Source organism: Dyadobacter frigoris (genome assembly GCF_005280585.1).
Taxonomy (GTDB): domain Bacteria; phylum Bacteroidota; class Bacteroidia; order Cytophagales; family Spirosomataceae; genus Dyadobacter; species Dyadobacter frigoris.
The window spans coordinates 296,206-310,061 of the sequence record NZ_SZVO01000007.1; the positions used below are offsets into that span (position 1 = coordinate 296,206).

The 13,856-nt window shown below is 41.1% G+C and carries 9 protein-coding genes; 5 read left to right on the top strand and 4 right to left on the bottom strand.

Annotated elements, in window-relative coordinates; translation table 11 throughout:
* Positions 1-140: 140 nt before the first annotated feature.
* Together mfd and FDK13_RS16680 are read left to right on the top strand one after the other, a co-directional pair.
* Positions 141-3,491: a transcription-repair coupling factor gene (mfd, locus tag FDK13_RS16675; protein ID WP_137341133.1), complete on the top strand. Its 3,351-nt coding sequence runs from the start codon at positions 141-143 to the stop codon at positions 3,489-3,491.
* Positions 3,492-3,590: 99 nt separating this feature from the next.
* Entirely contained in the window at positions 3,591-4,850 is a 1,260-nt protein-coding gene (locus FDK13_RS16680; RefSeq protein ID WP_137341134.1) for an SUMF1/EgtB/PvdO family nonheme iron enzyme, read from the top strand.
* An 87-nt stretch (positions 4,851-4,937) separates the two neighbouring features.
* Here the strand turns inward: FDK13_RS16680 and FDK13_RS16685 are convergent, their stop codons facing one another.
* Complete coding sequence (locus FDK13_RS16685; protein ID WP_137341135.1) at positions 4,938-5,624, bottom strand: ComF family protein; 687 nt, start codon at positions 5,622-5,624, stop codon at positions 4,938-4,940.
* Positions 5,625-5,751: 127 nt separating this feature from the next.
* Here FDK13_RS16685 and FDK13_RS16690 point away from each other — a divergent pair, with 127 nt between their 5' ends.
* Positions 5,752-7,113: a dihydroorotase gene (locus tag FDK13_RS16690; RefSeq protein WP_137341136.1), complete on the top strand. Its 1,362-nt coding sequence runs from the start codon at positions 5,752-5,754 to the stop codon at positions 7,111-7,113.
* Here FDK13_RS16690 and FDK13_RS16695 read toward each other — a convergent pair.
* The 3 genes from FDK13_RS16695 to FDK13_RS16705 form a co-directional block, all read right to left on the bottom strand.
* Positions 7,099-7,545 carry a (deoxy)nucleoside triphosphate pyrophosphohydrolase gene (locus tag FDK13_RS16695; RefSeq protein ID WP_229216071.1) on the bottom strand — a complete coding sequence of 149 codons (447 nt, stop codon included), beginning with the start codon at positions 7,543-7,545 and terminating at the stop codon, positions 7,099-7,101. The genes FDK13_RS16690 and FDK13_RS16695 overlap by 15 nt on opposite strands.
* Positions 7,546-7,662: 117 nt before the next feature.
* A complete protein-coding gene (ruvB, locus tag FDK13_RS16700; protein ID WP_137341137.1) occupies positions 7,663-8,688 on the bottom strand; it encodes a Holliday junction branch migration DNA helicase RuvB in 1,026 nt (341 codons plus the stop codon).
* A gap of 91 nt (positions 8,689-8,779) precedes the next feature.
* Positions 8,780-11,650: a PKD domain-containing protein gene (locus tag FDK13_RS16705; RefSeq protein ID WP_137341138.1), complete on the bottom strand. Its 2,871-nt coding sequence runs from the start codon at positions 11,648-11,650 to the stop codon at positions 8,780-8,782.
* Between the two features lie 224 nt (positions 11,651-11,874).
* On the opposite strand from FDK13_RS16705, the gene FDK13_RS16710 reads away from it, so the two are divergent.
* The gene (locus FDK13_RS16710) at positions 11,875-12,903 is read left to right on the top strand and encodes a PorP/SprF family type IX secretion system membrane protein (RefSeq protein WP_137341139.1); all 1,029 of its coding nucleotides are present in this window, start codon (positions 11,875-11,877) and stop codon (positions 12,901-12,903) included.
* A gap of 131 nt (positions 12,904-13,034) precedes the next feature.
* Positions 13,035-13,823: an NIPSNAP family protein gene (locus FDK13_RS16715; protein ID WP_137341140.1), complete on the top strand. Its 789-nt coding sequence runs from the start codon at positions 13,035-13,037 to the stop codon at positions 13,821-13,823.
* The last annotated feature ends 33 nt before the right edge of the window (positions 13,824-13,856 follow it).

Consider the following 13,856-nt stretch of genomic DNA (forward strand, 5'->3'; position numbering starts at 1 on the left):
AAAGTAATCAATGGTATCAACAAAAGTAGAAAAACTGTTGTTATCATTTAAGCCGACCGGGAAAATCTCTGGAACGGCTTTTTGTGTTTGATATAGTTTATAAAACCGGGAAAATTCCCTCTAATAATTAAGATATACTTTTGGAAGTAAAAGATTTATTGACGCTATACGGAGGTGACAGTTATCTGGATCTGTTCATTTCACAAATTGCCTCGAAAAAACAGGACGCCGCACATATTCAGATCAAAGGACTTGTCGGCAGTCTGGATGCGGTGATTGCAGCGGCCATTCAGAAAAAAAAGAAAAGTCCGGCTTTATATATTTTGAGCGATCGGGAAGAGGCTGCTTATTTTCAGAATGACTTGCAGAATTTGCTGGGCAAAACGGAGGTTTTATACTATCCTACATCGTACAAACGCCCATATCATTACGAAGAAGTTGATAATGCCAACGTTCTGATGCGTGGAGAAATCCTGAACAAACTGAACGTTGCCAAACCCGGACCGTTCCAGATTGTAACATATCCCGAAGCACTTTTTGAAAAAGTTATCAACAAAAGATCGTTGATTGCCAACACTTTTTCAGTGAAAGTAGGCGAGAAGCTGGACCCGTCATTTCTGACAGAATTCCTGACCAGTTATGGTTTTGAAATCGCCGATTTCGTTTTTGAAGCCGGACAGTTTTCTGTACGTGGAGGTATTTTGGATGTTTTCTCTTTTGCAAGTGAACATCCATTCCGTATCGAACTTTTTGGTGATGAGGTGGAAAGTATCCGCTCTTTTGATCCGGATACGCAGCTTTCGATTGAAACTGCCAAACAAATCAATATTGTTCCGGATATTCAGCAAAAACTGATTCACGAAACAAGAGAATCTTTCATGGATTTCCTTGATGAGGATTCTGTGTTGTGGTTTAAAGATGCCGAATTAACACTTGAAGTCATTGAAAGCTGCTTTGAGAAAGCGGAAAAAGCATTGCAGGAAGTTACCAGCGGCGGTGTTCAGATCGTTTCAAATCCGGCGGATCTATTTGAAACACGACGTGGTTTTTTAAATCAGGTCAAAAAATTTAAAACGGTTGAATTCGGCCGCAGGTTTTATTTTAAAACAGAAAGCAAACTCCCCTATTCTTCCAAACCACAACCGTCTTTTAATAAGGACTTTAAGCGATTACTGGACGACCTTTCTGAAAACCAGTCCAAAGGTTTTGTCAATATAATTGTCGCGGAACAGCCGAAACAACTGGATCGTCTGGAAAGGATTTTTGAAGATCTTGATCCCTTTGTGAAATTTCAGCCAATGCCGAATATTTCGCTTCGGGAAGGTTTCATTGATGAAAACCTGAAAATTGCATGTTATACGGATCACCAGATTTTTGCCCGTTTTCATAAATACCGATTAAAAGAAAAATTCAGCAAGTCAAAAGCGATTACGCTGAAAGAGTTGAAGTCGCTGCATGTCGGTGATTTCGTAACACACGTGGATTATGGTATCGGCCGTTTCGCCGGTATGGAGCGGAAAGATGTCAACGGAAAAGAGCAGGAGGCAATCCGGTTGATTTATCGTGACAATGATTTGCTCTATGTGAGTGTGCATAACCTGCACAAAATTGCCAAATATACTGGCAAAGAAGGAACGCCGCCTGCGATGAGCAAATTAGGTTCGGGCGATTGGGAAGCTAAAAAATCAAGAGTTAAAAAACAGCTTAAAGATATCGCCCACGAATTGATTGCGCTTTATGCAAAACGTCGTCAGGCACCGGGTTTCCAGTTTTCTCCTGACAATTACATGCAGGCCGAACTGGAATCGTCATTTATTTACGAGGATACGCCAGATCAGGCTACGGCCATTGCCAGCGTGAAAGATGACATGGAAAAAGGCCATCCAATGGATCGTCTGGTTTGTGGTGATGTTGGTTTTGGAAAAACGGAAGTAGCAATCCGCGCAGCTTTTAAAGCGGTTTGTGATAGTAAACAAGTCGCTGTTTTGGTGCCAACAACAATTTTGGCCATGCAGCATTTCAAAACTTTCAGTGAACGTTTGGCAGATTTCCCGGCAAAAGTCGGTTATATAAATCGCTTTAAATCAACTAAACAAATTAAAGACACACTGAAAGAAGCAGCCGAAGGCAAAATTGATATCCTGATCGGTACACACCGTATTTTGAATAAAGATGTGCATTTCAAAGATCTTGGTCTACTGATCGTCGACGAAGAGCAGAAATTTGGTGTAAAAGCCAAAGACAGATTGAAGGAAATGCGTGTGAATGTGGATGTTTTGACGTTAACGGCAACGCCAATTCCAAGAACGCTTCATTTTTCATTAATGGGTGCGCGAGATCTTTCTGTGATTGGAACGCCGCCGCCAAACCGCCAGCCGGTTACAACGGAAGTTCATTCATTCAGTGAAGAATTTATCCGCGACGCGATCAGTTTTGAGGTACAACGGGGCGGACAGGTTTTCTTTGTTCATAACCGTGTAAATGATATTGAGTCGATCGCTAACATTATTATGCGTCTCGTTCCGGAAGTGAGAATCGGGGTGGCGCATGGGCAAATGGATGGCGATAAACTTGAAAAAGTGATGGTCGATTTCATTGAAGGAGAATATGATATCCTGGTTTCTACCAATATTATTGAGTCCGGAATTGATATTGCTAACGCGAATACGATTATTATCAACTCGGCGCATATGTTCGGATTATCGGATTTGCACCAGATGCGTGGCCGGGTAGGGCGTTCCAACAGAAAAGCATTCTGTTACCTTTTGACACCGAATGCGTCTACCTTAGCCAGTGATTCAAGAAAACGCCTTCAGACTTTGGAGGAATTCTCTGAACTGGGTGATGGATTTAAAGTTGCGATGCGTGATCTTGATATTCGCGGTGCAGGAAATTTATTGGGTGCAGAACAAAGTGGTTTTGTGAATGATCTGGGTTATGAACTATATCACAAAATGCTGGATGAAGCTGTTGCCGAATTGAAAAATAACGAGTTTAAAGATTTATTCTCATCAGCTTTGGGATTACCTGCAAAATTGTTGCCGGATTGCCAGATTGAGACGGATTTCGCTACTTTAATTCCTGAAACTTATGTTAAAAATATTTCAGAAAGACTTTCGTTATATACGCGTCTTGACGACATGAAGACAAATGAAGAACTGGTTGGTTTTGAGAAAGAAGTAATGGATCGTTTCGGGCCTCTGCCAAAGGAAGTTCAGAATTTATTGAAAACAGTTCGTTTGCGTTGGGAAGCAGAAAGTTTGTATTTTGAAAAATTAACGTTAAAAAACAATACATTGAAAGGATACTTCGTTACTTCGCAGAACGACGAGTTTTTTCAGTCGCCAAGATTCGGTAAAGTAATTGATTACATCAAGTTACATCCAAAACAAAGTTCATTGAAAGACCAGAAAGGGAAACTGATGCTGATCTATGAAAATGTACAAAGTATTGACCAGGCGCATAAGATTTTAGTTGAAATGTGTCAATAATGGATTTTTAGCAAATAAGTTCGATTGATTTCATACATTTGCAGTTTCGCATACTATTAAATACCAAACACTCTAAGTCACTTTAAAGCAATGATTTGCATGCATAAGATGGGTATCCGGTCGATCGCGTTGATACTGATTGTGTTATTAGCGGCTACTTCCTGTAGTAAGAAAAAAAGACCAACGAGTTTGAAACCTGGGAAATCCAGTTCAAAAACAGGCTTGGCGTATAATGGCAAGGATGGCTATCAGGTGAAACAATACAAAGCATTACCTGCTGGTCCTGACTTGGTTTATATCGAAGGAGGACGTTTTACAATGGGATCTTTGGAAGAAGATGTCATGAACAGACGTGACAACCCGAAACGTACGGTGAGTATCCAGTCGTTCTACATGGACCAGACGGAAGTTGCCAACGTTCATTATCTTGAATACCTAAATGCTGTTCAAAAAGATTCATCCGAAGAATTTTACAGCAAAGCCTTACCCGACACAGCCGTTTGGTTCAATGAATTGTCATTTAACGATTCATACGTGACCATGTATCTTCGTCACCCTGGTTTCCGTTTGTACCCTGTTGTAGGTGTTTCATGGGTTCAGGCCAACGACTATTGCGCATGGAGAACTGCTGCTGTAAGTAAAAGCAATACTGCAATCGGTAATAAAGCCGGACAGAAGAAAAAAGGATTTGCTATCGGCAAAAAGAAAAAGGCTGCCAACGCTGCCGAAGCGGAAGCAGTTGCATCTGCGGAACCAACGCAACTTAGAATTGAAAGCGGTTACGTAATGCCTCCTTACCGTCTGCCAACCGAAGCTGAATTTGAATACGCGGCGATTGCCATGATCGGTACACAGTATGCTGACGAAAATCAATCTAACCAGCGTATTTATCCTTGGGATGGTTCTACGATGCGTCAGCCTCGTGGCCGTAAACAAGGAACGATGCTTGCCAACTTCAAACGCGGGCCTGGGGATTATGCAGGTATCGCTGGAAAATCAAATGATGGTGCGATCATTACTCAGGAAATTCGTTCATATCCTGCTAATGACAACGGTCTTTATGATATGGCCGGAAACGTTAGCGAATGGGTTTATGACGTTTATCGTCCACTTTCCAACAATGACGTAAATGATTTGAATGCATTCCGTCGTGATGGATATCAGGATGATGCCAAAAATTATGATAGCAAAAACAGCAACTCTTTGATCAACGATAATCTTCGTGTGTACAAAGGTGGTTCATGGTCTGACGTAGCCTATTGGTTGTCACCAGGAACGCGTCGTTACATGGATCAGGATTCTGCAACTGCATCGGTAGGTTTCCGTTGTGCAATGATTGCAACAGGTAGCCGTAAATAAGATTCTTTTAGAATTATTATATAAAAGTAAAAAGGAAGGATTCCGGTTTTAAAACCTGAATCCTTCCTTTTTTTATGCCAATTTCCTTTAATGCTGAGCAGAAGCAATGGTTAAAATATAAAATTGCTTACAGCCAGCCTCTGTCAAAACTTCCATACAGGCTTCTAAAGTTGCACCGGTAGTTAATATATCGTCAATAATAATTACCGTTTTTCCTTCCATATTTTCACTTACTCGAAATACGCCTTTCACATTTTCCCAACGCTCATTTCTTGTTTTACCTGTTTGCGTTTCTGTAAACCGGGTTCGTTCCAGCACATTCCCCGACCACGGAATATTGGTAGCATTTGAAAAACCTTCTGCCAGTTTATCACTTTGATTATAACCCCGAATTTTCATTTTTTTCTTGTGTAACGGAACTGTGACAATTAGATCTGCATCAGGTAAATTCCCATTTTCCATCATTTCCTGCCCGAACATAAAACCGAGTAAAATACCAACTTCAGACTTTCCTCTATATTTCAACGCGTGCAACAATTTTTGAACTTTGCCTTTTTTGGTAAATAACAAAAAGGAATGTGTGCTGGCTACTTCATGCACATTAACAAACTTTTGCCCGATCATCTCACTGAAAACACTGTCCTGTTCAACTCTGGGCAATCCAATTCGGCATGAGGTACAAATAATATCTTCATTGCCAACCAATCCTTTGTCACAAGCTTCGCAGCATCTTGGAAAGATAAGGTCAACGAAATCAAACCAGAGAGAAGTCATGGGGAATTTTGAATGAGAGAGTGAGAGAATGATTGAATTATTTAGCTCGGAACGAAGACATTCTTAACTTTACCTTTTTAAGAAATAGAAGCGATTTCAGTGTTTCAATTATTTATTTAGTGTAGAAATGAAAACTCTTATTCTGAATGCCCGGATTGTGAATGAAAATACGATCCAGGAATCTGACGTATATATTGTTGATGGTCACATTCAACGCATAGCAAAAGATCTACAAAACCTTCCTGCTGACCGCGTTATTGATGCCAAGGAGACTTATTTAATGCCTGGTATTATTGATGATCAGGTTCATTTCCGTGAGCCCGGGCTGACTTATAAAGCTGATATTCATTCCGAAGCGCGTGCCGGAGTTGCAGGTGGGGTAACATCATTCATGGAAATGCCAAACACAGTTCCGAATGCGCTCACTCAGCAATTATTGCAGGATAAGTATGATATTGCCGAAAGAAGCTCTTTGGCAAACTATTCCTTCTTTATGGGTGGTTCCAATACCAACTATGATGAGGTTATGTGTACGGATCCTACGCAGGTTTGCGGAATAAAGATATTTATGGGTTCTTCTACCGGAAATATGCTCGTAGACGCGCCGGATGTTCTTGAAAAGCTGTTTGCTAATGTGCCGATGTTAATTGCGACACATTGTGAAGATGAAGCAACGGTTCGCCGGCGTATGGAGTTTTTCAAAGAAAAATATGGGGATAATGTTCCTTACGATATTCATGCGTTGATCAGAAATGAAGAAGCTTGTTTGATTTCATCCACTTTTGCAAGCGGTTTGGCACATAAACATAAAACCAGACTCCATATTCTTCATATTTCAACGGGTGATGAAGTTTCTCTTTTTGAAGTAGGAGAGCGCAAAAACGGGCAAATTATTTTAGCTGACGGATCTCCTAAACTTGTTACATCAGAAGCCTGTGTGCATCATTTGTGGTTTGATGCTGAAGATTATCATACGCTTGGGAATAAAATAAAATGCAATCCGGCCATCAAAGCACCACATCATAAAGAAGCGATTTTACAAGCCGTTTTGGATAATAGAATCGATGTGATTGCTACTGATCACGCACCGCATACCATTGAAGAAAAAGCACTTCCTTACTGGCAGGCTCCTTCCGGATTGCCCTTGATTCAACATACATTAAATGTTATGCTGGAATTAAGTAAAAAAGGAAAAATTCCATTGGAAAGAGTCGTTGAAAAAATGAGTCACGCCGTAGCAGACTGTTTTCAAATCGCGGACAGAGGATATATTCGTGAAGGTTATTGGGCGGATCTGGTCCTTATGGATCTTGACGGAACGACTATGGTAGAAAAGTCCAATCTTTATTCAAAATGCGCCTGGTCGCCATTTGAAGGAACGAATTTCCAATCTCAGATAACACATACTTTCGTATCAGGCCATTTGGCTTACGAAAATGGGAATTTCGATGAAACGGTAAAGGGAAAAAGATTATTATTTTCCCGCTAGATAGGTATAGTAGCTTTTAATAATATCCAAATCTCCGACCGTCCAGTTTAACGACAGCAAATCTTGTGGATCCAGCCACATGATTTGCTCATGTTCAGATAATGCCATTTCAAAAGTACGCAGCTTACAAACGAAAGGCACGAGGATTATTTCTCTCCAACCCTGATCTTTGGTGGTTACAGGCAGTTTTTGAATTATTTCAATATCAACATCAAGCTCTTCACGTATTTCTCGAACAAGAGTTTCCTCGTCGGTCTCGTTTTCCTCTTGTTTCCCTCCGGGAAATTCCCATTGAAGCGGAAACGAAAGTGCCGCACTACGCTGTCCTGCCAAGACTTTTCCATCATGTTCAATTATCGCACAAGGCACCCTCACAACCAACTTTACAGCAACAATACTTTCTATCATACCAGCAGTGACACAAAATTTCACGCAAAAGTACGAAATTATTAGAGAAAATGCAATGCCATTAACTCAATTATTGTCTTGTTGACACTATCTTAACATGGGCGTAAATAGCTAAACATCAGCTTTTCCAACCGTAGCTAACTAGAATAATTCTCCGGAACGGTGTCTTGGTAACACACCCAAATGGCGATATGCTTTTTCGGTAACTTCCCGGCCTCTGGAAGTTCTTTTCATATAACCTTCCTGAATCAAAAATGGCTCATAAACTTCCTCAATTGTTTCTGCCTCTTCACCACAAGCCGTAGCAATAGTAGACAGACCGACAGGACCACCTTTGAATTTCTCGATAATAGTGCTCAAAATCCGGTTATCCATTTCATCCAGTCCATTCTGATCAACATCAAGCGCCAGAAGAGCCATTTCAGCGATTGCTACCGTAATTCTGCCATTTCCTTTAACCTGTGCAAAATCGCGCGTCCGTCGAAGAAGATTGTTGGCAATACGTGGGGTTCCACGGCTTCGGCGGGCAATTTCATACGCTGCATCATCTTCCAGCGGCGTTCCTAATATAACTGACGAACGTTTCAAAATAGATGTCAGAAGCTGCGCATCATAATATTCCAGCCGTGCATTAATACCAAAACGTGCCCGTAAAGGCGATGTCAGCATTCCTGCACGTGTGGTGGCTCCAATAAGTGTAAACGGATTCAATCCGATCTGGATGCTGCGAGCGTTGGGTCCGCTGTCCAGCATGATATCAATTTTATAATCCTCCATGGCAGAATAAAGATATTCCTCAACAATTGGATTCAGACGATGGATTTCGTCAATAAAAAGGACATCATGTTCCTGCAAATTGGTCAACAAACCAGCCAGATCGCTTGGTTTGTCCAGAACCGGCCCGGAAGTAATTTTAATTCCGGCAGCTAATTCGTTAGCAATGATATAAGACAATGTTGTTTTCCCCAGACCCGGAGGCCCGTGCAACAACACATGATCCATAGCGTCACCGCGCTGCCGGGCAGCCTGAACATATATTTTAAGATTTTCAAGAATTTTTTCCTGTCCTGTAAAATCATCAAACGAAAGCGGGCGTAATGCCCGCTCTACATCCTTTTCAGTATTAGAAAGATTTTCTTTATCTCCGGACAGATAATCCTGGCGCATAAGCTTTTTGACAATATTAATCGCGTTTTAACAAAAAACGGACACATTTATTTGATCAAAAATAATCGTTTTTATTGGCAAAACCGAACATTTAACGGATCACCATAACGGAGCCTCGCATGACAACAGGATTTCGTTCAGGGAAATATTGGGCCTCGTAAGACACAACATATGGATAAACACCCGGCTGAACTTTCAAGCCTTTGTAAGTTCCGTCCCAACGGTTTTCAATAGAATTGGTTGCGTAGATTACCTCTCCCCAACGGTTGTAAATCCGTATGGAATAATTTATGTAATATGCTCCAAAAACTTCCAGAGTCTCATTTTTGCCGTTGCCGTCGGGTGTAAATGCATCGGGAATAAAGAACCTGGGCTCACATTGATCAAAAACGGTCGTCGACTTTTTGGCAATACATCCCTCTTTATTTGTTCCCAAAACAGTATAAACACCTTTTTGATTAACTGTTATCGTTTGTGTCGTATCTCCGGAAGCCGGCCATTCATAATGCACAACCCCGACGCCTTTGGCATCAAGAACGGTTGATCCACCATCGGGTACACAGATATAATATTCAGGAGCAAGTCCCAAAATAGGCGAAGGAAGTTCACCTACCTGAATTGTATCGGCATTATAACAGTCATTCCCATTTTTAACCTGAACAAAATAAGTGCCTGGCTGACGGATCGTAATACTCCTTGTGGTTTCACCTGTATTCCATAAAAACTCCCGCCACGTAAGTCCCGGAGCTGTGATCAAAATAGAACTGTCCCGGCACATCGTTGTATCAGCGCCGAGATCAAATGCCGGTGGCTTTCGTAATGTGACTTCGGTTGTATCAGCCGTAAAACAGTCTCTTTGCGGACCATTATAAGCAACAGCAATATATCGGCCAGTAGCTGTAACTTTCAAAGTTCTCGAACGGCCGACAATTCTGCCCCTGTTGTACCATTCATAAATCTGTGCTGTGATACCCATATCCAGATTTATATATTGTCCGCAGGTATCTATATTCGCACGCAAATTCATAGCCGGCGGAGTCTCAAATATTACAACAGTATCCTTGGTAACCATTGTCGTACACTCGTTTGTCTGTGAAAGCGTTACGAGGTAACTTCCTGGCTGTGTATAAGTATGTGTAACTTTTTGCTCTTTGGACGGCGGAGAGGCAGAACCATCTCCAAATACCCAACTATACGTATCTTTTTTAGGATCACAAATCGGCCCGGCTTCAAACGTTGTAGGTTCATTGGTACAAAAACCATCAGCCGTGAATCCCGGTCCGGACGATTCCTGTGAAAAATCCTGTACCATATTCGGTAGCCCTAATCCACTTTTCTTCCCGCCAAGATTCGCACCTTCAAGTTTATATTCAATGGTACTTACAGAATTTCTTTCCGGCTTGCCGATCACCCCAAGATAGTCGCTTCCGTCAACAGCCATATAAATTTTCCCATCCGAAGCCATTTGTAAAGCTCCATATTTCTGCGTAGCCGAACTGTCAATCACCAGCGCCGATTCTACCAGCGTACTGTCGCTGAATGTGAGATCGTATTGCTTCAAATACGATTTCGTTTTCCCATCACCCTGAAAGGTAACATACATTTTTTCACCGCTGGACGAAAACTCTATCCCATACGCCGTGGGCGGGGCGGGACCTAGATTTATTAATTTATCGTAGGTCAAAACACCGGTTGAATCATTGAATTTGAACAATTCAACATAATTTGTTGGCGGACCTGGGATTACAACCGCCAGTCTTCTATCACCCGTTGTACTATCTGCGGCAGAAAACTTCATATATCCTTCGCCTTTATTCAAAGAATCATGCGCCATGCCTAATTCAGGAGAACTCGTTTCTGTTAAACCTCCTGTGGTTGCATGAAAAATGCGGAATTTGTTGGTTCCGTAATCGTGGGATACAACCCAGTAAGTAGTATCTTTTTTATTTTCAACCGCTGCCAGTCTTTCTGTTGTTGGCTGTTGTAAGGTTGTATTTTGTTCAATGATCGCGCCTTTTCCATTATTCCGGCGCATATCCACGACGCTTACCGTAAGATATTTCGTCCCTTGAATATCCGTCGTTGTAAAAACATTATACAAATATTCACACCCCCGGCATGTTGGCTGGGGCACAATTAAAACTGATTCCGTGGATGTATGACTGCCTAAAAGCGGCTCACAATTGGTGAGCCCGAAACAGGTCATTTTCTGATGATCCTTATTGTAAATCGTAATACCATCAGAATAAAACAGCAATTCGCCTTTTGAATTTGCGATTGATGAAACCCCTTCTGCCGTATTAACCTGTCCATCCGTTAAGGGTGATGGCGGAGAATTATTGAAATCCAGTCCGGCATTTGCTCCAAAATACCATTTGGCCCCTTCCGAATTGGTTGGTTCCATACAAATCTTCACATTAACTTTATCCTGGAGTTTACATCCGTTTGGCATAATTACCTGAACGGAATAACAACCGGAACTATCAACCTTTAAAATCTGTGTAGTATCTCCTTTCGGATACCAAATATATTTGGCACCTGCGGGTGCATTGGTAGGATAAGGATTCAAATCGATACTTTGTCCGGGACAAATCGTAGTATCTGCTTTCCATTTCTGAAATGGAGGCGGAACATCCCCAATTGTAATTAATTGCGTTTCAGTTGTTTTAGAACCATCAGCGAAAGTTCTGGTCAATGTGACAGTGAATGACCCGGCTGTTTTATAGGCGTGCAAAGGATTTCTTACATTATCATTTCCCCCATCACCAAAATTCCAGGCCCATGCGGTAGCCTTACTATTATTATCTTCGTTAAATACAGTTCCGTCCTCTGCGCACGCCGGACTTGGCACGCATTTCTCTGTTACCGTAAAGGTTTGACCTTTTGCAAATCCTGTTACCAGGAAAAACAAAAAGAAAAAAGAATAAAATATTTTCCGATGTGTATTATAAAATCGCCTCATGTTTCGTTACTAAATCAATCATCCCTACCCGCCACATTAATATTCTTGTTACCCGATCATTCTAACGAAAATAATATGTTAAAATTTTGTGTGGTAATGTCTTAAAAACCATGCTAATTTGAATATTAATACGCAATGTGGCGACAATTTGTGAATTAAAATTTGTAATTTTTTATGTCTCTATACACAATTCGCCGTAAATAGCGGACAAAGTCTATTATTGTATGATAAAGCGTTTACTCTCTATTATTTTTATGACACTGCTCAGCCTTGAAGGTTGGAGCCAGGATCCGCAATTTTCTCAATTTTATGCTAACCCATTATATCTTAATCCCGCTTTGGCAGGAGGTGCCTTAGCACCTAGACTTACCGCCAATTACCGGAACCAATGGCCAGCACTTTCTGCCAACTTTGTCACTGCATCTTTTGGTGCCGATATATTTCTTCCGAATTATAACAGCGGTATCGGTATTCAGGTAACAACGGATAGTCAGGGTTTGGGAAATCTTAAAGCAACGGATATCGCTTTACAATATGCATACCAGGTTGCGTTGAATGATGTTACCTCGCTAAGACTTGGTATTCAGGGCGGGTTTTCTTCGCGGTCGCTTGATTATTACGGATTAACTTTTGGTGATCAGTATAATAACGGCGGACTTACCGGCACGCCATCAACTGATCCTTTTGCACAAGGCGGACCTCATGTAAATTATGCAGATTTCTCAACCGGTATGATGGTTTACTCAGACTGGTACTGGGCGGGTTTATCAGCGCATCATATTAATCGCCCAAACCAGGCCTTCAGTGGCACCGAAGCCAGACTACCGGTAAAAGCAAGTTTGCAGGCCGGTTTAAGAATTCCCTTTGCAGGATATACGTATCTGGGAGATGAGATTGATAAAGAAAAAACAATTTCTCCAGCTATTCTTTACAAAAAACAAGGGAAATACGACCAGCTGGATGTGGGTATGTACGTAACCATTGAACCTTTGGTATTAGGTATGTGGTATCGTGGGATTCCTTTCAAAAAGTACGAGCCAACCATTAATAACCATGAATCACTGGTATTTCTGGCCGGTTTTCGTCAGGATAAATTTTCGATCGGTTACAGTTATGATTTAACCATTTCAACTTTGGGCGCCGGTAGTGGCGGAGCTCATGAAATTTCTTTGTCTTATATATTTGAACCGCTCACCCCTAAACCGAAACGTTCAAGAAGCAATAAACACCAGCTTTCGTGCCCCAAATTTTAAAATTTCCCAACCGTTCTTATATACAGGATGCAGGTAGATTATTGCCTGCATTTTTTATTACAGTATAAATACATATCTCCCATCTTTTCGATTAAAACTTATCCCGTAAATATCAAAGAGCAAATAATTTTATGAACAATCTGCAAAAAAGAAATGTAGTTTTAAGCCTTTTTATGCTCGCCTTATCCATTAGTGCGATGGCAGCTCCTCCGAAAAGAGAGTATTATGAAGTAAAAATATATCACGTAAAAGATAAAACGCAGGAAGCAACCGTGGAAAGCTATCTGAAAGATGCTTATGTACCTGCGGCTCACCGTGCCGGAATTAAGGATGTAGGGGTTTTCAAACCCGTTCCGTCCGATACCATGAGCGGAAAACTGATTTACGTTCTGACTCCAATCAGTTCGTTGGATCAATTAGTCGCGCTTCCAAAAACATTGGAAAAAGATGCAAAATATCTGGCGGCCGGAAAAGATTATATTGATGCTCCATTTAAAAATCCACCTTATACCCGTATTGAAACAACAATTTTACAAGCATTTACAACGATGCCTGTTCATGCAAAACCAAATTTAAAAAGCGCAAAAAATGAGCGTGTGTATGAAATGCGTAGCTATGAAGGGCACACCGAAAAAATTCACCAGAATAAAGTGAAAATGTTTAACGACGGAGGTGAAGTTCCGCTTTTTGTAAGATTAAACTTCAATGCTGTCTTTTATGGTGAAGTGATTGCAGGAAGCCATCAGCCAAATTTGATGTACATGACCACTTTTGAAAATAAAGCAGATCGTGACGCACACTGGAAATCGTTCAGTGATGATGCAGAATGGAACAAATTAAAAGTGAATCCTGAATTCCAAAATAACGTTTCTAAAAATACAAGTTTTTATATGTATCCAACTGAGTATTCGGATCTTTAATTATTTGAGTTTGGTACTAAAAAAAGGTCAGGA

What these genes read in the sequence shown, in the direction of transcription:
- FDK13_RS16680 (WP_137341134.1), top strand. Translation starts at nt 3,591, where the DNA reads ATGCATAAGATGGGTATCCGGTCGATCGCGTTGATACTGATTGTGTTA.
- FDK13_RS16685 (WP_137341135.1), bottom strand. Translation starts at nt 5,624, where the DNA reads ATGACTTCTCTCTGGTTTGATTTCGTTGACCTTATCTTTCCAAGATGC.
- FDK13_RS16690 (WP_137341136.1), top strand. Translation starts at nt 5,752, where the DNA reads ATGAAAACTCTTATTCTGAATGCCCGGATTGTGAATGAAAATACGATC.
- ruvB (WP_137341137.1), bottom strand. Translation starts at nt 8,688, where the DNA reads ATGCGCCAGGATTATCTGTCCGGAGATAAAGAAAATCTTTCTAATACT.
- FDK13_RS16705 (WP_137341138.1), bottom strand. Translation starts at nt 11,650, where the DNA reads ATGAGGCGATTTTATAATACACATCGGAAAATATTTTATTCTTTTTTC.
- FDK13_RS16710 (WP_137341139.1), top strand. Translation starts at nt 11,875, where the DNA reads ATGATAAAGCGTTTACTCTCTATTATTTTTATGACACTGCTCAGCCTT.
- FDK13_RS16715 (WP_137341140.1), top strand. Translation starts at nt 13,035, where the DNA reads ATGAACAATCTGCAAAAAAGAAATGTAGTTTTAAGCCTTTTTATGCTC.